The 15,604-nt window shown below is 39.3% G+C and carries 18 protein-coding genes; 10 read left to right on the top strand and 8 right to left on the bottom strand.

What is annotated here, in order from left to right:
• Positions 1 to 12: 12 nt before the first annotated feature.
• Positions 13 to 570 carry a GNAT family N-acetyltransferase gene (locus ABE41_RS07470; protein ID WP_066288303.1) on the top strand — a complete coding sequence of 186 codons (558 nt, stop codon included), beginning with the start codon at positions 13 to 15 and terminating at the stop codon, positions 568 to 570.
• A 111-nt stretch (positions 571 to 681) separates the two neighbouring features.
• Positions 682 to 1,044: a hypothetical protein gene (locus tag ABE41_RS07465; RefSeq protein ID WP_066288300.1), complete on the top strand. Its 363-nt coding sequence runs from the start codon at positions 682 to 684 to the stop codon at positions 1,042 to 1,044.
• A 37-nt stretch (positions 1,045 to 1,081) separates the two neighbouring features.
• On the opposite strand, the gene ABE41_RS07460 is transcribed toward ABE41_RS07465, so the two are convergent.
• Positions 1,082 to 1,510, bottom strand: a complete 429-nt coding sequence (locus tag ABE41_RS07460; protein ID WP_066288297.1) for a hypothetical protein — start codon at positions 1,508 to 1,510, stop codon at positions 1,082 to 1,084.
• Between the two features lie 508 nt (positions 1,511 to 2,018).
• Here ABE41_RS07460 and ABE41_RS21370 point away from each other — a divergent pair.
• Together ABE41_RS21370 and ABE41_RS07450 are read left to right on the top strand one after the other, a co-directional pair.
• Positions 2,019 to 3,266, top strand: coding sequence for a site-2 protease family protein (locus ABE41_RS21370; RefSeq protein ID WP_066288295.1), 1,248 nt, complete (start codon positions 2,019 to 2,021; stop codon positions 3,264 to 3,266).
• A gap of 237 nt (positions 3,267 to 3,503) precedes the next feature.
• On the top strand, positions 3,504 to 4,529 hold the full coding sequence (locus ABE41_RS07450) for a C40 family peptidase (protein WP_066288292.1): 1,026 nt from the start codon (positions 3,504 to 3,506) through the stop codon (positions 4,527 to 4,529).
• A gap of 52 nt (positions 4,530 to 4,581) precedes the next feature.
• Here ABE41_RS07450 and ABE41_RS07445 read toward each other — a convergent pair whose 3' ends face one another.
• Together ABE41_RS07445 and ABE41_RS07440 are read right to left on the bottom strand one after the other, a co-directional pair.
• Positions 4,582 to 6,261: a DMT family transporter gene (locus tag ABE41_RS07445; protein WP_066288290.1), complete on the bottom strand. Its 1,680-nt coding sequence runs from the start codon at positions 6,259 to 6,261 to the stop codon at positions 4,582 to 4,584.
• 99 nt (positions 6,262 to 6,360) lie between these two features.
• Complete coding sequence (locus ABE41_RS07440; protein ID WP_066288288.1) at positions 6,361 to 6,969, bottom strand: histidine phosphatase family protein; 609 nt, start codon at positions 6,967 to 6,969, stop codon at positions 6,361 to 6,363.
• A 346-nt stretch (positions 6,970 to 7,315) separates the two neighbouring features.
• Between ABE41_RS07440 and ABE41_RS07435 the strand changes: the two genes are divergently transcribed.
• Both ABE41_RS07435 and ABE41_RS07430 read left to right on the top strand, forming a co-directional pair.
• Complete coding sequence (locus ABE41_RS07435) at positions 7,316 to 7,741, top strand: PH domain-containing protein (RefSeq protein ID WP_066288285.1); 426 nt, start codon at positions 7,316 to 7,318, stop codon at positions 7,739 to 7,741.
• 13 nt (positions 7,742 to 7,754) lie between these two features.
• Entirely contained in the window at positions 7,755 to 8,291 is a 537-nt protein-coding gene (locus ABE41_RS07430) for an HAD-IIIA family hydrolase (RefSeq protein ID WP_066288283.1), read from the top strand.
• Between the two features lie 151 nt (positions 8,292 to 8,442).
• On the opposite strand, the gene ABE41_RS07425 is transcribed toward ABE41_RS07430, so the two are convergent.
• From ABE41_RS07425 to ABE41_RS07410, 4 genes are all read right to left on the bottom strand, one after another.
• Entirely contained in the window at positions 8,443 to 9,351 is a 909-nt protein-coding gene (locus ABE41_RS07425) for a YitT family protein (RefSeq protein WP_172827338.1), read from the bottom strand.
• 92 nt (positions 9,352 to 9,443) lie between these two features.
• On the bottom strand, positions 9,444 to 10,010 hold the full coding sequence (locus ABE41_RS07420; protein WP_066288277.1) for a tyrosine-type recombinase/integrase: 567 nt from the start codon (positions 10,008 to 10,010) through the stop codon (positions 9,444 to 9,446).
• Positions 10,011 to 10,190: 180 nt separating this feature from the next.
• The gene (locus ABE41_RS07415) at positions 10,191 to 10,976 is read right to left on the bottom strand and encodes a Nif3-like dinuclear metal center hexameric protein (RefSeq protein WP_066288274.1); all 786 of its coding nucleotides are present in this window, start codon (positions 10,974 to 10,976) and stop codon (positions 10,191 to 10,193) included.
• Between the two features lie 97 nt (positions 10,977 to 11,073).
• Positions 11,074 to 11,316, bottom strand: coding sequence for a glycine--tRNA ligase (locus tag ABE41_RS07410; RefSeq protein WP_066288271.1), 243 nt, complete (start codon positions 11,314 to 11,316; stop codon positions 11,074 to 11,076).
• Between the two features lie 151 nt (positions 11,317 to 11,467).
• Between ABE41_RS07410 and ABE41_RS07405 the strand changes: the two genes are divergently transcribed.
• From ABE41_RS07405 to ABE41_RS07400, 3 genes are read left to right on the top strand one after another with little or no spacing between them, the layout of a single operon-like run.
• A complete protein-coding gene (locus ABE41_RS07405; RefSeq protein ID WP_066288268.1) occupies positions 11,468 to 12,601 on the top strand; it encodes a zinc-dependent alcohol dehydrogenase in 1,134 nt (377 codons plus the stop codon).
• A gap of 12 nt (positions 12,602 to 12,613) precedes the next feature.
• The gene (locus tag ABE41_RS20995) at positions 12,614 to 12,766 is read left to right on the top strand and encodes a hypothetical protein (RefSeq protein ID WP_156774245.1); all 153 of its coding nucleotides are present in this window, start codon (positions 12,614 to 12,616) and stop codon (positions 12,764 to 12,766) included.
• Between the two features lie 13 nt (positions 12,767 to 12,779).
• Positions 12,780 to 13,133, top strand: coding sequence for a DUF2512 family protein (locus tag ABE41_RS07400; protein ID WP_066288263.1), 354 nt, complete (start codon positions 12,780 to 12,782; stop codon positions 13,131 to 13,133).
• Between the two features lie 37 nt (positions 13,134 to 13,170).
• Here ABE41_RS07400 and ABE41_RS07395 read toward each other — a convergent pair whose 3' ends face one another.
• On the bottom strand, positions 13,171 to 13,719 hold the full coding sequence (locus ABE41_RS07395) for a class I SAM-dependent methyltransferase (protein WP_066288260.1): 549 nt from the start codon (positions 13,717 to 13,719) through the stop codon (positions 13,171 to 13,173).
• A gap of 263 nt (positions 13,720 to 13,982) precedes the next feature.
• On the opposite strand from ABE41_RS07395, the gene ABE41_RS07390 reads away from it, so the two are divergent.
• Positions 13,983 to 15,395, top strand: a complete 1,413-nt coding sequence (locus ABE41_RS07390) for an alanine/glycine:cation symporter family protein (protein ID WP_066288258.1) — start codon at positions 13,983 to 13,985, stop codon at positions 15,393 to 15,395.
• Positions 15,396 to 15,604 lie beyond the last annotated feature (209 nt).

The following is a 15,604-nucleotide window of genomic DNA, read 5'->3' as shown; positions in this document are numbered from 1 at the left end:
GAAGGTGCTTTTTTGAACACATATGATAATTTCCCCGTTATTGAAACAGAAAGGCTGAAGCTCCGGCCAGTACTGCAGTCTGATATTGCTGAGATCTACTCTACTTTCTCAGATGCAGAGGCACTGCAATACTATGGAATGGAACCTTTGAAGTCAGAAGAGGATGCATTTTCACTCATTGAAGCTTTTGAAAAAGGTTTTAAATCAGGAAGTGCTATTCGCTGGGGAATCGTTCTCCAAGGTGAGGGAAAACTGATTGGTACTTGCGGCTTTCATAACTGGAGCAAATCAGATAAGCGCACAGAGGTCGGATATGAACTTAACCGAGAATATTGGCATAAAGGCTTTATGAATGAAGCATTAAGAGCGATAATTCATTATGGTTTTAACGGAATGGAATTTAACCGGATCGCAGCTACGATCAGACCAGAGAATTCCTCATCAAGAGCACTTGTTGAGAAGCTCGGGTTTAATCAAGAGGCACTATTAAAAGAATACCAAAAAGCTGAAGACAAATTTTACGATATGTATGTGTATTCCTTATTAAAACGAAATGCAAATTTATATTAAAAGAAGCTATGCTCCTGATAGCTTCTTTTTTGTATCATTTTTTATGATGGCCTCATCCCATGTTTCAAATACTCTTACAGAAGGAATGGAAAGAAAAAGGAGGTTTTTGATATGGAACAAAAAGAAACGTTCTTTGTAACAGCTAAGGGTGAAATACAGCCAATACCGGCAGATGATCTTATTCATTATTTTGAAATTCAGGCTTCATATGATGAAAAAAAGCAACTGGAACATATTATCTATGAGATGAAAGCCAACACAAAAAAAGAGTGGTTAGATATTTGGTCTCCTAAAAGGCACTTTAATGAAGCTTATGCGGAACATGACCGAGGTAAAGACAGTAAACTTGCTTACGAATTGTTCCGTTTTCTCTACTTGCTTGGCACAGAAAAAACGAAACGTGACATAGAAGAAATGAACGTACTGCCTGAGCTATATGAACAAAGCCATGATACAATCGAAAAAGTAAAATAGCACCGGAGTGAGATCTCCGGTGCTTTCCTTTTACTTATTATTCCCACTCAATACTTCCATCTGCTTTAACCCAAAAGCGAACAACGCCAAGATCATCTAGTGCTTGTTTTATATTTTCTGTCATCTTTCGTATTCGAGGGGTATCTGGATTTGCCATTACTAACGTTTTCGCTGGATTTTTTTCATAGTTTTTCAGCAATTTTATAAGCTGACAGCTCATATGCTTATCTAGCTGACTGCCTGTAAATACAGTTTCTTTCTCGTGGTGTTCAGCATGGTTCCCTTGGGCTTCAATTAACAGTGTATGGTATTCATTTGCTGCTGCTAGATCAATACCGCAGAGATCTCCAAGATTTCTTGTTTCATAGCCTTCACGGTTCAAGTACTTCTTAACAGCGTGAACAACTTCGGATTTGCTCAACACAAAAGGGTCTGCTTGGATTAATTGTTCATTTTGCACAGGCAAACCGATCCCTCCTTCTCATCTTTACACATCATTCGAATCGATTAGTACTCAATAAAGGGGTACTCTTTTTCGTATACCCCCAATTTTCGAATAAAAAACGACAAGAAAAGGGAATTTTATAGAAATACAAGTGACATTCTTTGTTCCTAAATTTTTTTGGTGTAGTTCTAGGATACCCATGCTAAAAGGCTGCTTTCAGGTTCTACACCTAGGTCGTTACCTTCCGCTCATATCTGACACCTCTTCATTGATAGGTTGATTGGAGTGTAAGATGCTAGACTCCTGTGGGCTCACCGCCAACCCCACGGAAAGCGAGTATCTGAAACGCAAATCAACTACTTTCATGACCACCTTTTCGGTTAGCTTTAATTTTTGTCCTGTTATCAGCATGAGCTGTGACGCTCACTGTCTAATAAAACGGAGAAACAATCACCTAAAAGAAACTTCTTTCCACTTCAAACGTATATCATTTAAGATAGAATTAAGAAATCATTTGGGGGATTCATACATGGCTGAAAAAGCAGAAAAGCAAAATCAGTCCCGTTTATGGACGATTCTTGCGGGTATTGGTTTATTCTTATTAAGTAAATTAAAATGGGTGTTCGGATTATTAAAACTAGGTAAGTTCGCTACACTCATTTCCATGTTCATTTCAATGGGTGCTTATGCCGTCTTTTACGGATGGAAATTCGCAGTAGCGATCGTCTATTTAATATTTGTCCATGAGATGGGACATCTGGTCGCAGCAAAACAAAAAGGGATAAAGACCTCACCCGCTATATTCATACCCTTTATGGGTGCAGCGATCGGTATGAAGGAAATGCCTAAGAACGCAAAAGACGAAGCTTATATTGCCTATGCAGGGCCTTTATTCGGGCTTCTCTCGTTCATGCCCGCAGTTTTTTTATATGAATCTACCGGGCAGCCGTTCTGGGGTCTTGTTATCTTTTTAGGAGCTATAATCAACCTGTTCAACCTGTTCCCTGTTTCTCCGCTCGATGGCGGTCGGATCGTTGGTGTGTTATCTACAAAGATTTGGTTTATCGGGCTCCTCATCGTTATTCCGTACTTGTTCATATCACCAGATCCGATTATTTTCTTAGTCTTCCTTTTCGGAATTATGACTTGGTGGAAACGGGTTCGTGAAGATTTTGAACATAAAAGAACAGAGCTCACATTAGAAGCCTTTGAAGTTGAACAGCAAAAACTTTCACACATTCAGCAGGAATTAAACGAATACCGGGATATGCCGAACTTTTCTCATATCATCGGGACTTATATAGAAGATGTTCGTGTTGCTAAAAACCGCGTAAAGGACAGTGTTCCTACAGGATTTACTTTTCCAATCCTTCAGGATAAAAAGAAAATTGAGAAGCATAAGATCATTGTAGAGCTTGAGATGCTAAATAATCGTGAGCGTTTTCTGAAAACCCTGCGGGAAGAATATGAAAAAGACCGCAATAAAAGAGAAGCTCTGGCACAAGCCTATCACGAGTCAGACCCTGAAGGAATCACTTCTCTTCCTGTATTACCAGACTTCAACACTGCCGCTTATTTTGAAGCTTATGAAAAGAGTTTGTTAGCTGAAAAAGCAGAAACAAAGAAAGTATATGATCAGCAAAAAAATTATTATGTATCAAACATGAAAACGAAGATCGTAGTCCTTGCTTTGTACCTTCTTCTGGCAGGAGTATTATCCGCTTTTGTAGTTTACGGAAACCATTTGATGGAAGTAAATCGTTTTTTGATTAGTTAAGTAAGAGAGGCTGACTCAAGAGGAATAGATCCTTTTGGGTTAAGCCTTTTTGTTTTATTTTCATCCCATGCATTCCCCTCCCCTTCTTTTGACCTGTAATTTTCCTCTTTTAGTACCTTAGTTTCATGTTTCATAGCCTTAACAGAAGGATATTTGACTTATCTTTAGTTCTCCATAAAGGAAAAAGTTATAGAAAACTCGAATTGTGAGGAAAAAGAGAAAAAGGAGCGACAAAAAATGCGAAAACTAATGAAGGTTCTTTTTTCGCTTGCGATGTTACTAGGCATGTTCACAAACACCGCTTCTGCTGAAAAAGGAACAGCTGAAACAAATGTAATCGGGCAAGATCTTTATGTTGATGTTGCAGCTGCCACACTATGGTCAAATCCAGATGCAGCACGTGATGATATTGATGGCCCTTCCCTCTCGAATCCTGTTGATCTTAGAGAATGGACAACAAGTATGTCTTATGAACAAAAGCTTTGGCTTGTTGGAGAACTTGAGACGCAAGCTCTTTATGGACAAAAGGTCCGGGTTTTAGAACAGCAAGGCGAATGGGTTAAAGTTGCGGTTTATGGACAGCCCACTCCAAGAAATGAACTTGGATATCCTGGCTGGATGCCGTTAGAACAGCTTACAACCTCAGACCGATTTGAGAGTGCAGATGGTAAGCCGTTTGCTCTCATCACTAATCCGACGGCATGGCTTTCTAAAGCGCCGTTCGGCCATAAACAAGACTTAGAATTAAGCTACAACACAAGACTTCCTGTTTTAAAAGCATTCCGGCACACGATTGCTGTTTTAACTCCAGAAGGTAAAGTACGCTGGCTGGATGCGAAAGATGCAAAGGTTTATAAGAATGAAAGTGATATTCCTGTTCCGACAGGTGAACAGCTTGTAGAAGAAGCGAAAAAGTTCCTCGGTCTCCCATATCTTTGGGCTGGAGCGGCAGGCTTCGGGTTTGACTGCTCTGGTTTTACACATACGGTTCATAAGGCAAATGGAATTACAATCCCGAGAGATTCTGGACCGCAATCAAAAGAAGGACTGATCGTAGATAAAGATCAGCTTAAGCCAGGAGACCTCATGTTCTTTGCTTATGATGAAGGAAAAGGCCGCGTGCACCACGTTGCGATGTATGCTGGAAACGGAATGATGATCCACTCTCCGAACACAGCATCAACCGTTCGCTTAGATCCAATCTCAACTCCTGCATACGCAGTAGAGTTTTCTGGTGCAAGACGCTATGTACCGGAGCAATAAGTAAAAGAAAAAGCAGTGTCATTTCAATTTCGAAATGCACTGCTTTTTTTGTTTAATTAAGTCCTTCAATCGCGATCTCAGTTACAGGCAAGAAGGATTCTCCTGTATCTTGATACGTTACGTCCACTTTATCGCTTTCTTTAAGATAGATAGATAGCGGGTTGCTTTCTGAAGAAACGACATAGCTCTGACGATTGTCTAACAAGAAAGACACGATCGTATAGTCACCCGTTTTTTCTTTGTAAACACGAAGAACAGTGCCCGTTACTTGTTTTTCTTCAGCCTCAGAACTTCCATCCACACTTCCCCCGCCGCGCTGCAATGCTGTTTTATATTGTTTCAGCGCATTGTTTGGCGTGTTTCCGTATACAGAGATTTCTGGGTTTGCTGCAGATACGATGAAGTAATTCTGTAAAAATCCATTGGAATCAAGCACCGGCGTTAACCAGCTTGGTTCTCCGTAAAAGTTATATAGTACAGGCATTTCACCGTCCCATTTCTTTTCGATGAACTTCTTCTGGATGATCTGCAGGGCACCTTGAGAATCCATATACGATTCCTCTAGATTACCAGTATAGTAGGTAGCCTTGCCGGTTCTCGCGTTCGTAAGCGAGTAGCCCAGCATAGAATCCACTCCCTCTTTCGGACTCGTGAAGTCAGTAAAATAGTACATATCTCCGTTTTCATCAAAGATCGGACTTACGTTAGCTTCTGTACCTTCATCAGAAGGAAGCTTAACATCTTTTTTGCCGAACTTGCTGTTTAAGAAGCCATGAACATAATTTCCAAAATAACTATTTTGCAGACTTACCGTCTCTGGTGAAACGGCACCGTCAATGAAGGTTGGCGCATCTTTTAATTTGTAGTCTTTTGTTTGCCCGTTCTTCGGATCGACGACAACACTTCCTTTTACTTCAAATCCATTTCGCGCAGAGATAAACTCCCCATATGAGCGAACATAATAAGGTTTTCCGTTATCGTCAATCTCTAACTGCGGTTCGCCATAAAAGATGTATTCAGGGTATGCCGACCGCATGTGGCGTTCCATGTTTTTGTTAAAATAAGATGATGGAGTATACAGCATATCGGATTTTATGAACTTCGGGTTCGCTGAAGAATCAGTTGCACTAAGCGTAAAGTAACCCGGCGTCACATCGCCGTTCCACCATTTAAAGAAGCCGGAAAACTCCACAGGTGCAATATAGACATATTCTCCTTTTACTTTTTGAATCTGGAGATTGCCAAGTTCATAATAGCTCGTGTTTGGCACTTGCCCAAATGACTTTCTCATCTTGTTGCGCGCAAACTTTGGCGGAACACTCGCTGGCGTTTCTTTTTCATCGAACGTATCAATCTCAGTCTTTTCCTGCATTTTGGCTATCTGATACTTTTCATCAGCATTGAACAAACCTGCCGTTAAAAAGTACACGCCGATAAAAATACTCAGGGTGAAAAGCAGCAATTTGATCATCCGCTCTTTTCCTGTCGCAAAAAATGCTCCTAATCCAGTAATAATGGTCGCCAGCATCCAAATAGAAGAAAAGTTGCGGTCTAAATTCGTAATATAATAGAAAGCAAACACAATCGGTACCGTGCAAATAATCGTTCCTATAATAGCGTACGTCATATTGTATTTCGTTTCTTTTTTTGACGGCTTTTTTATTGGTGAGATCGGAAGGACCACAAGCGCTGCCGCCAGCCCCACAACAATTGAAAATAATAAGATATTCATACTCTGTCCCCTTTAATTGTGTTTCTTTACCCTATTAATCAATACGGATGAATATGTAAAAAGTTACAGATAAGTATTTCAGCGCATAAAAAAATGAGCTTAGAAGGATTTAAGCTCTTCATCTGTTTCAAGGTGGCTTGTATTATTCAAAAAGTGAACAACTTTCCCTCTTTCACTGATTTCTAAAAAGCTGATCCCTGTATCTCCGTTTAAGAAATAAAAATTCTTAGAGATCGGCATATCGAAAAAGGACCGGAGAAGACAGTTGATAACACCGCCATGGGCTACAATCGCGATTCTTTTATGTTTAGAGTTTGCTAAAATCTTAGAAAAGATGGTCTCAATCCTCATTCGAAACTCGATATGTGATTCACCTTCATCAAACCTCTCATGCAAGTGTACAGGTGCTTTTAGACTTTTCGCTTCCTCAAAACTTAATCCTGCCTGTACTCCGTTATTATGTTCCATCAGTTCTTCCTCGTGCCGAAGCGGGCATCCAATCGTATCAGCCAAAACTTGAGCTGTTTCACTCGCTCTTTTCAGTGTGCTAGCATAAATAAATTCTGGCGGAAAATCACGTTTCACCTTTTCAGCCATCGCTCTTACTTGCTTCCGTCCCCGATCAGTTAGTTCAAAGTCCGCTCTTCCCTCGTGAACTTGTAAAATATCAGCCTCTGATTCCCCATGTCGTATTAATAAGATTTCCATGCCGCTTCCCCCATTAATATTAATCTGCAAGCCTCACCTATTTTACCGTATAATGGAAACAAATGGTACTGACTGGACGTGTTATTTTGAAACATAGCTTAATAGGTTTTCTATTATTATTTTTTATATTTTTACCGAATGTCATCCCAAAACTAGTTCGATCACATTTACCAGAAGCCTTTCATTTACCTATGTTGTTTAGTTTGAATATCATCGTTATCTCTATTGTCGTTTATTTTTTCAGACACGGTTATAAAAAGAAAAACGCAGTAGTAATTACAACATGCTTGTTCCTGCTTCTTCAACTAATGGTCATTTCAGTTATACTTTTTAAGGGGTGATTATCTTGAAATTCACATCAAAAAAAGATGTCTGGCTAAGCTTAATTCTGTTTGGCAGCATTGGCTATGGAACCTTCCTCACCATTTCTGCATTTATCTCTGGGGAAGTAGATATGGGAGAATCTATTTTTCCTATGCTCTTGAATATTGTGTTTATCATTTTTATCAGCTGGCTTTGGTTTACTACATATTATGTATTAGACGAAAAAGAATTAGTGATCCGCTGCGGACCAATCAATAAAAGAATTCCTTACCGTGAGATTATATCTGCACACAAAACGTGGAACCCGCTTTCAAGCCCCGCGTTATCACTTAAAAGGATCAATATCAAATACCAATTCGGCATGGCGCTTATTTCACCGAAAGATCGAGATAAGTTCTTAAGTATGTTAAAAGAGCGATGCCCTCATGCCGACATTAAATTTAATTAGGAGCTGATTCTTTATGAATGATGACCTGCAAGCTGTTTTCTTAGACCGTGACGGCACAATCGGCGGATCAGATAGAGTTGAATACCCCGGAGAATTTCAGTTGTTTTCTTATTCGGCTGAAGTGATTGAACAAATAAAAGCAAAAGGCATTCCAGTGTTTTCTTTTACAAATCAGCCTGGAATCAGCAGAGCAGAAGCATCAGAGGATGATTTTGTCAGAGAACTTAAAGCTTTTGGTTTTGACGAAATCTACCTTTGTCCTCATCACCATAAGGAAGGCTGCCAATGCAGAAAACCTTCCACCGGGATGCTCGAAAAAGCCGCAAAGGAGCATTCTTTAGATTTATCAAAATGCGCCGTATTCGGGGACCGCTGGACAGATATAATGGCTGCAAAATCCGCAGGTTGCATAGCCGTGTTAGTTCTTACTGGTTCAGGAACTGCTGCTTATGAACAAAATCACCAAACATCGAACGTGCTGCCTGATTACGTAGCAGAAAATCTGCAGACAGGAGCAGACTGGCTTTTAAAAGCATGTGTGGAGATTTAAAAATGAGCATGCTAGCAGTGAAGACCCATAAATTTTTTTGAGGACCTATAAAAATTTTTGAAGACCGTTAAAAAATTTAAAGATCTATAAATGAATAATGAATAATAAAAAGAGGATGTCCCGATGCAGAGACACCCTCTTGTTCTAATTGTTAATGGATTCCTCTCTTTTTAAACCTTCCGCCCTTTACTTCTGCAATGTCTGCAATGGCAAGGAACGCGCTAGAATCAAATTCATCCACGATGTCTTTCAGTTTCGCTTCTTCTAAACGAGTGATCACACAGAACACAACACCTTTTTCGTCTCCCGTATAAGCTCCTTCACCTTTTAAGTAAGTAACACCGCGTCCGAGTCTGTGAAGGATCGCGTCACCGATTTCTTTATGGTTCTCACTGATAATCCACGCAGATTTCGATTCCTCGAGACCTGTAATCGTTAGATCGATGGTTTTATATGCGATAAAATAAGCAATCAATGAGTACATCGCTCTGTCCCAAGTAAAGACAAAACCTGCTGCTCCAAGGATAAAGATGTTAAAGAACATAATAATTTCGCCAACAGAGAAAGGCAGTTTGCTGTTTGACAAAATTGCTAATATCTCTGTACCATCCAATGAACCTCCGCTTCGGATAACCATACCGATCCCTACGCCGATAAAAATCCCGCCAAAAACGGTAGCAAGCAGCAAGTCATCTGTAAAAGGCGGTACTGGATGTAAAAGAGTCGTTGCGATAGAAAGAATTATAATTCCATATAAAGTTGAAATAGCAAAAGTTTTACCGATTTGCTTATAACCGATAAAAATAAACGGCAAGTTCAGGCCGAATAGGAAGATTCCCAGGCTTAAACCAGTTAGGTGAGATGCCATGATTGAAATACCGGCAATCCCGCCATCAATAACGTTGTTTGGTACTAAGAAAATTTCCAGTCCGACCGCCATTAGAACTGCACCAATTGTAATTAAAAATCCTCGTAGCGCTAGCTTCCCCTTAGTTAACTTACGGTGTTGCTTATTCATTTGCTCGGTTATCTGATTATTAATGATTGTTTCATTTGTCATACTTCGAACCTCCATTTAACATGCATCCTAACAGATATTTCTCTATATCTACACATAAAGAATACCTCCCTTGGATTTTAGTAAACAAAAATTTAGAGCCTTACATCAATTTGAGTTTTAATGTCTTCATTTTTGGATATCCCCAAATATTTTAGTGTTTCAGACGGATTTGAATGATTGAAGTGTTTTTGCAGAAGGGATATTGCAACTCCGCGTTTATAGGCATGGAAGCCAAACGTTTTCCTCAAAGAATTAGTGCCGATCTTGCCTTTGATTCCCACTTGAGCGGCAGCTTGACTGATAATGCGGTATGCCTGCTGTCTTGTTATTGGCATCTTTGTTTTTTTAGATAAAAACAGATAATCCTCACTCTTTAAGTTGGCAGACTGGATATATAGAAACAAAATTTTCTGAACGGTTTCATTCAGGAATACTTCTTTTGTGGATTCGCCTTCCTTAGGAACCCATGAATAATAACTTTTTATACATGATTGTTCAGTCATGATATCTTCGACTTTAATGGAGAGCATTTCCGTAATTTTTAAACCTGTATTGATTCCAAATACAAAAAGAACATAATCACGATCTGATTGTTTCTTTAAAAATCGCTTTATGGCATTAATTTGTTTAATATCCCTCAATGCTTCTACATATTCCATCGAAATCATCACCTAATTTTATGTTACTTAATACTACTTTAACATACTGTTATGTAACATTAAATTAATATGCTTTTAAATAAAAAACAACTCTATTAATATGTACGGTTTTTATCAAATTAGAAGAACTGAATTCATGTAATGCACAAAAAAACCTCCAAACAAATGGAGGACGACTGATTAAGTACAAGAAAAACTATGGTCTTCGACGGACTCGATGTGATCTTCTTTTATTTGAATAAGCTCAATAACTGGGTATGTTTTCTTAACTTTCCTTCCGAAACTTTCTACACCAAAAATCTCAGTATACGTATGGCTTCCAACATATAAATTGACTCCTGCAAACTTAGCGTACTGCACAGAATACAAGGTCCTTTCACCTGTAATAAATGCATCACAGTCATTTTCTTTTGCAAATTTAATTAATGCAGAGTTATTCCCTGCCCCTGTTAGGATAGCCACCTTTTTAATTGGCCGGTCATGGTTTTGCCAAGCCCGGACAGGTTCAGCCAGTTTAGATTCCAGTCGGCTTTTTAGCTCTGAGAACGAAAGTGCTTTATGAAAGGTTCCGATTCCTGGATACTCTTTATCGTTTTCAAAACTAGAATATCTTGTCATCTCATCAATTTTTATCTGTTCAAACAATGACGTGCATGTACCAAATTCCACAAAATCAAGTGGCAAATGAATAAAAAAATGTGAGATTTCGTTTTTCTTTAACTTCTTAACACACTCTTCTCTCATACCATAAAGGAAATCCCATGCATCATGATGAGTGAGAAGCAGATCCGCATTGGCTTGTATTGCTTTCTCTATCGTTTCAGGAGTCAAGTTTGTCGCATAAGCTACTCTTTTATTATCTTTTTCGATTTGGTTTGTAAAACCATACTCTCCTTCATCTTCAAAAGTCGTTAGCCATCTCCCGAATAAAGACGGCAAAAGCTGTTCAAATTCGCTCGTTTTCATAGGTGAACTCCCCCATCTTTTTTTATCCATTATGACAGAGTTTCCCATATGAGACCATTAAAAAAAGCCAAGTGAATTTCACCTGGCCTGACCCCAATTATTCGTATTTGATTTCTTCCTGCAGGGAGCTTTCGAGATGTTTCATTAAATCATAATAATCATCTGGTTGTTGAAATTGATCCACAGACCAGTGCTGCTTAATCCATTCTGCAACTTCACTCGCACTGTTGAACACTTCACCCGTTGTATCGCTGTCCCGTACTGTAAAGACCATGTTTTCATAGTCGACTGTAACATCACATGGAAACTTGCCGTCTTTTTTGTACAGCGAATATTCCACCTCGCCCGCCTCCTTTTAAATACTTTCTTATTGAAGTAATACCCACTCTCATCCCTTTTTATGACACTTTGAACGATTACTTTTGAAAATAGGTATAAAACAGTGCCACGACGTTCATTCTGATAAGGAATGTAAAATTGGAGGTAAGAGGATGAAAGCTGTTACGTATCAAGGTAAACGAGATATACAAGTGAAGTCGGTTGAGGATCCAAAGTTATTAAAAAAGGATGATATTATCGTCAGGATCACATCTACAACGATTTGCGGCTCTGATCTGCATCTTTATCAAGGTAATTTCCCTCTCCCAAAAGGATATATTATCGGACATGAACCGATGGGAATTGTTGAGGAAACAGGTACAGACGTAACTTCTGTTAAAAAAGGAGACCGTGTTGTCATACCCTTTAACGTAGCTTGTGGAAGCTGTCACTACTGCACTCATCAGATGGAAAGCCAGTGCGACAACGCAAATCCGCATTACGATTCTGGTGCATATTTAGGTTACTCAGAAAAATTCGGCAACTATCCTGGTGGCCAGGCAGAGTATTTAAGAGTTCCATTCGCAAACTTCACTCCTTTTAAGATTCCAGATACAGTTGAGATGGAGGACGAATATTTTCTATTCCTATCTGACGTACTTCCGACAGCGTATTGGAGTGTGCTGAACAGCGGTATGAAAAAAGGGGATTCCGTGATCGTACTTGGATGCGGACCAGTTGGGCTTTTTGCTCAAAAATTTGCATGGATGCTTGGAGCAAACCGCGTAATCGCAGTTGATCATCTGGATTACCGTCTTCTTAAAGCGAAAAAGATGAACAATGTGGAGGCTGTTAATTTTTCAAAGTTTGCCGATACTGGTGAGCATCTTAAAGAAATGACGCTTGGCGGTGCCGACGTGGTCATCGATTGTGTAGGGATGGATGGTAAAAAATCACCGATGGAAAAAGTGGGACAAACGCTGAAACTTCAAGGCGGTACACTTGGACCCATTCAGATTGCAACAAAAGCCGTACGTAAATTTGGAACGGTACAGATAACAGGTGTATATGGAGGTCTTTATAATAGCTTCCCGCTTGGTGCATTCTTTTCAAGAAACATCACTTTAAAAATGGGACAGGCTCCTGTTATACATCTCATGAGCACGTTAATGGATAAGATTATGGCTGAAGAATTCGACCCTCGTGAAATTATTACACATACTCTCCCCTTGGAAGAGGCGGCTAATGGCTATGATTTATTTAATGACCACAAGGAAGATTGCATAAAAGTCGTACTAAAAACGTAAGGAGCTAAAACGATGAAGAACGATAAAAACAGAGAAAAAAGAAAAATAAAAACAGCTAAAAATAAAAACTTTCGCGGTGAATCTTTAGATCAGCATCAAAAATTAGAAGATGCCAACCTGTACTTGAACGAAGGCGAGATCAGCCAGCAAAACAACAACCTATAAGGAGTGATTCATCATGCAAAGCTTGATGATTAAATTTCTAGGAATTCCGCTAGCTCTTATTCTAGCCAACTTCCTTTTTAAAAGTGTAGACTTTAAGCTTGTCCAGCCCATCATCTGGATCACGGCAGTACTTGCTCCAATCGGCGTGCTCATGGAATATATCATGATTTCAAGAATTTCATACGTAAAACAGCTGATGATCGACTTCGCAGCCACATTTATCCTTGTTTATCTGCTGGCCCTCATTCTCCCGGCTGTTTCAATCTCAATATGGGGTTCAATCTTGGTGGCTTTAATCATTACAGGTATGGAAGCTATGGTTCATAAGCATCTTATATCTGACCATTTAGACCATTCTTATCGTTAAATCTCATACCGGTATCCCATGGATGGGCTTCCGGTTTTTATTTTTCACAAATATACACAAAAGCTGGTGGAAAGTTCTTCGGTACGAAAGAGATATCCACTACTTTAAATGCAGTCTGAAATGACTTTTTCATCTGTGTAGAATACTGAAACGCTACGAGTATTCCCCCTGGTCTTAAAGACCGATATATTTCATCAACAATTTTCATCCTGATACTTTTATTAAAATTCGAAAAAGGCAGGCCAGAAAATACGGCATCAAGCGTCCCTTCGCTATTCCCAAAGCTCTTTATGATTCCACACGCATCATCATAATAGGAGGCTTCTGGAAATTTCATTTGTAGTCCTTTCCTCATTTCGCTGTCTTTCTCAAAAACATGCAGTTTAGTGCCCGGAAGCATGTTTGTCATAATCGAACGAGTGATAACCCCTGTACCTGCACCCAATTCCGCAACTTTATTTATATTTTCCCAATTTAAATTTGACGTCATTTTCTCCGCTAAGGCAGCAGAACTTGGAAACAGACTGCCTATCTGTAAAGGAGATTGTATAAACTTTTGAATGAATAAGGATGTTCCGCCTTCCATTTTCTCTACCCCGTTTCTAATTCCGATTAAATCAATCGACTTTATCCATATTATTCAATCTTAATCTGAAGGTGAAAGAAAAAGGGTTCATTTAGTCCTATTCACATAAGAATTTGCAGTTTATTTTTTTATAGATTTGGGAACATTTTTATTGGCAGATATTTGTAATGAAAAAATTTTAATTGAAAAATATGTGAGGTTTTGCTACATTTGAAAGCGGTGTACAGCTGAGAGAGACATTAGACGAATTGAGGTGTATTTAAATGGATTTGCTTAACAATTTTATTGGTGATGTTAACACGTATTTATGGTCTTATATCCTGATTGTCATGTTAATCGGATTAGGTCTTTATTTCACGGTTCGAACAAAATTTGTTCAGTTCCGGATGATTGGTGAAATGATTCGTTTATTAGGTGAAGGAGCAGCTGCTGATAAGAAAGGTGTATCGTCCTTCCAGGCATTCTGTATCAGTACAGCGTCTCGTGTTGGTACCGGTAACTTAGCCGGAGTAGCACTTGCTATTACAGCTGGTGGACCTGGAGCGGTTTTTTGGATGTGGCTGATCGCATTGATTGGTTCTGCATCTGCTTTCGTTGAAAGCACTTTAGCTCAGATCTATAAAGTACGTGATGGAGTCGCTTTCCGAGGCGGTCCTGCCTATTACATGGATAAAGCTTTAAATGCACGCTGGATGGGTGTCATTTTCGCAGTATTAATTTCGATTACGTTCGGACTTGCGTTTAACTCTGTTCAGTCAAACACGATCGCAAGCGCATTTGGACAGTCTTTTGATATTAAGCCTGTCTATGTAAGTATTTTCCTTGCTGTTGTTACAGCTGTAATTATCTTCGGCGGTATTAAGAGAATTGCAAAAGTCTCTGAAATCATCGTACCGATCATGGCTGGGCTTTACATTCTGATTGCTCTATTTTTAATGATTACGAATATCGGAGAACTTCCAGGAGTGTTCAGCTTAATCTTTAAAAGTGCATTCGGATTAGAAGAAGTAGCTGGAGGAGCACTTGGTGCTGCGATGATGAACGGTATCAAACGCGGACTTTTCTCTAATGAAGCTGGTATGGGTAGTGCGCCAAACGCTGCTGCAACTGCTGATGTCAGTCACCCTGTAAAACAAGGATTGATTCAATCACTTGGTGTTTTCGTAGACACATTATTGATTTGTTCATCTACAGCATTCATTATTCTTCTTTCTGGTATGTATACATCTAAAGAGGCAGACGGTATTATCCTTACTCAGCAAGCCTTGACCAACCTGCTTGGATCCTGGGGCGGCCCGTTCCTGGCTATAATTGTTCTCTTGTTTGCTTTCAGTTCTGTAGTTGGTAACTACTATTACGGTGAATCTAATATTGAATTCATCAGTCAGAACAAAATGTGGTTATTCTTATATAGAATTGCTGTTGTAGCGATGGTAGGTTTCGGTGCAATCGCTTCACTTGACTTCGTTTGGAGCTTAGCTGACTTGTTCATGGGGTTAATGGCGATCATCAACCTTATTGCAATCTCCTTATTAGGAAAAATTGCGTTTGATGCACTAGGTGATTATATGAAGCAGAAAAAAGAAGGCAAGAATCCTGTATTCTATCCATCCAGTATCGGTCTTAAAAACACCGAAGTATGGGGAGAAAAATCAGAAGAAAATAAGCAGCTTTAATGACAGAAGACTTCCAATTTAAGCTGGGAGTCTTTTTTTTGTTTGAAACTTTTATCATTTGTGTCCGTACATTTGTATGGGATACAAAGATTCTGTTCGGCGGTTTTAACCATTGTTTCAATTCAAAAAAAAAAGGAGGTTACTCAAAAGCATAAAAAACTTGAGGTCAGATCGATTCTGATTCAAACCTTTCTCGATACGTCCTTAAT

Origin of the sequence: Fictibacillus arsenicus, assembly GCF_001642935.1 — a bacterium.
Taxonomy (GTDB): Bacteria; Bacillota; Bacilli; order Bacillales; family Fictibacillaceae; genus Fictibacillus; species Fictibacillus arsenicus_B.
Note: the sequence above shows the minus strand (reverse complement) of the source record. Positions and strands in the feature narration are given on the sequence as shown.

Excerpts from the sequence above, each read along its gene's own strand:
- ABE41_RS21370 (WP_066288295.1), top strand. The coding sequence starts at position 2,019 with ATGGCTGAAAAAGCAGAAAAGCAAAATCAGTCCCGTTTATGGACGATT.
- ABE41_RS07400 (WP_066288263.1), top strand. The coding sequence starts at position 12,780 with ATGCAAAGCTTGATGATTAAATTTCTAGGAATTCCGCTAGCTCTTATT.
- ABE41_RS07420 (WP_066288277.1), bottom strand. The coding sequence starts at position 10,010 with ATGGAATATGTAGAAGCATTGAGGGATATTAAACAAATTAATGCCATA.
- ABE41_RS07390 (WP_066288258.1), top strand. The coding sequence starts at position 13,983 with ATGGATTTGCTTAACAATTTTATTGGTGATGTTAACACGTATTTATGG.
- ABE41_RS07415 (WP_066288274.1), bottom strand. The coding sequence starts at position 10,976 with ATGAAAACGAGCGAATTTGAACAGCTTTTGCCGTCTTTATTCGGGAGA.
- ABE41_RS07445 (WP_066288290.1), bottom strand. The coding sequence starts at position 6,261 with ATGAATATCTTATTATTTTCAATTGTTGTGGGGCTGGCGGCAGCGCTT.
- ABE41_RS07440 (WP_066288288.1), bottom strand. The coding sequence starts at position 6,969 with ATGGAAATCTTATTAATACGACATGGGGAATCAGAGGCTGATATTTTA.
- ABE41_RS07405 (WP_066288268.1), top strand. The coding sequence starts at position 11,468 with ATGAAAGCTGTTACGTATCAAGGTAAACGAGATATACAAGTGAAGTCG.
- ABE41_RS07430 (WP_066288283.1), top strand. The coding sequence starts at position 7,755 with ATGAATGATGACCTGCAAGCTGTTTTCTTAGACCGTGACGGCACAATC.
- ABE41_RS07450 (WP_066288292.1), top strand. The coding sequence starts at position 3,504 with ATGCGAAAACTAATGAAGGTTCTTTTTTCGCTTGCGATGTTACTAGGC.
- ABE41_RS07395 (WP_066288260.1), bottom strand. The coding sequence starts at position 13,719 with ATGGAAGGCGGAACATCCTTATTCATTCAAAAGTTTATACAATCTCCT.
- ABE41_RS07465 (WP_066288300.1), top strand. The coding sequence starts at position 682 with ATGGAACAAAAAGAAACGTTCTTTGTAACAGCTAAGGGTGAAATACAG.
- ABE41_RS20995 (WP_156774245.1), top strand. The coding sequence starts at position 12,614 with ATGAAGAACGATAAAAACAGAGAAAAAAGAAAAATAAAAACAGCTAAA.
- ABE41_RS07425 (WP_172827338.1), bottom strand. The coding sequence starts at position 9,351 with ATGACAAATGAAACAATCATTAATAATCAGATAACCGAGCAAATGAAT.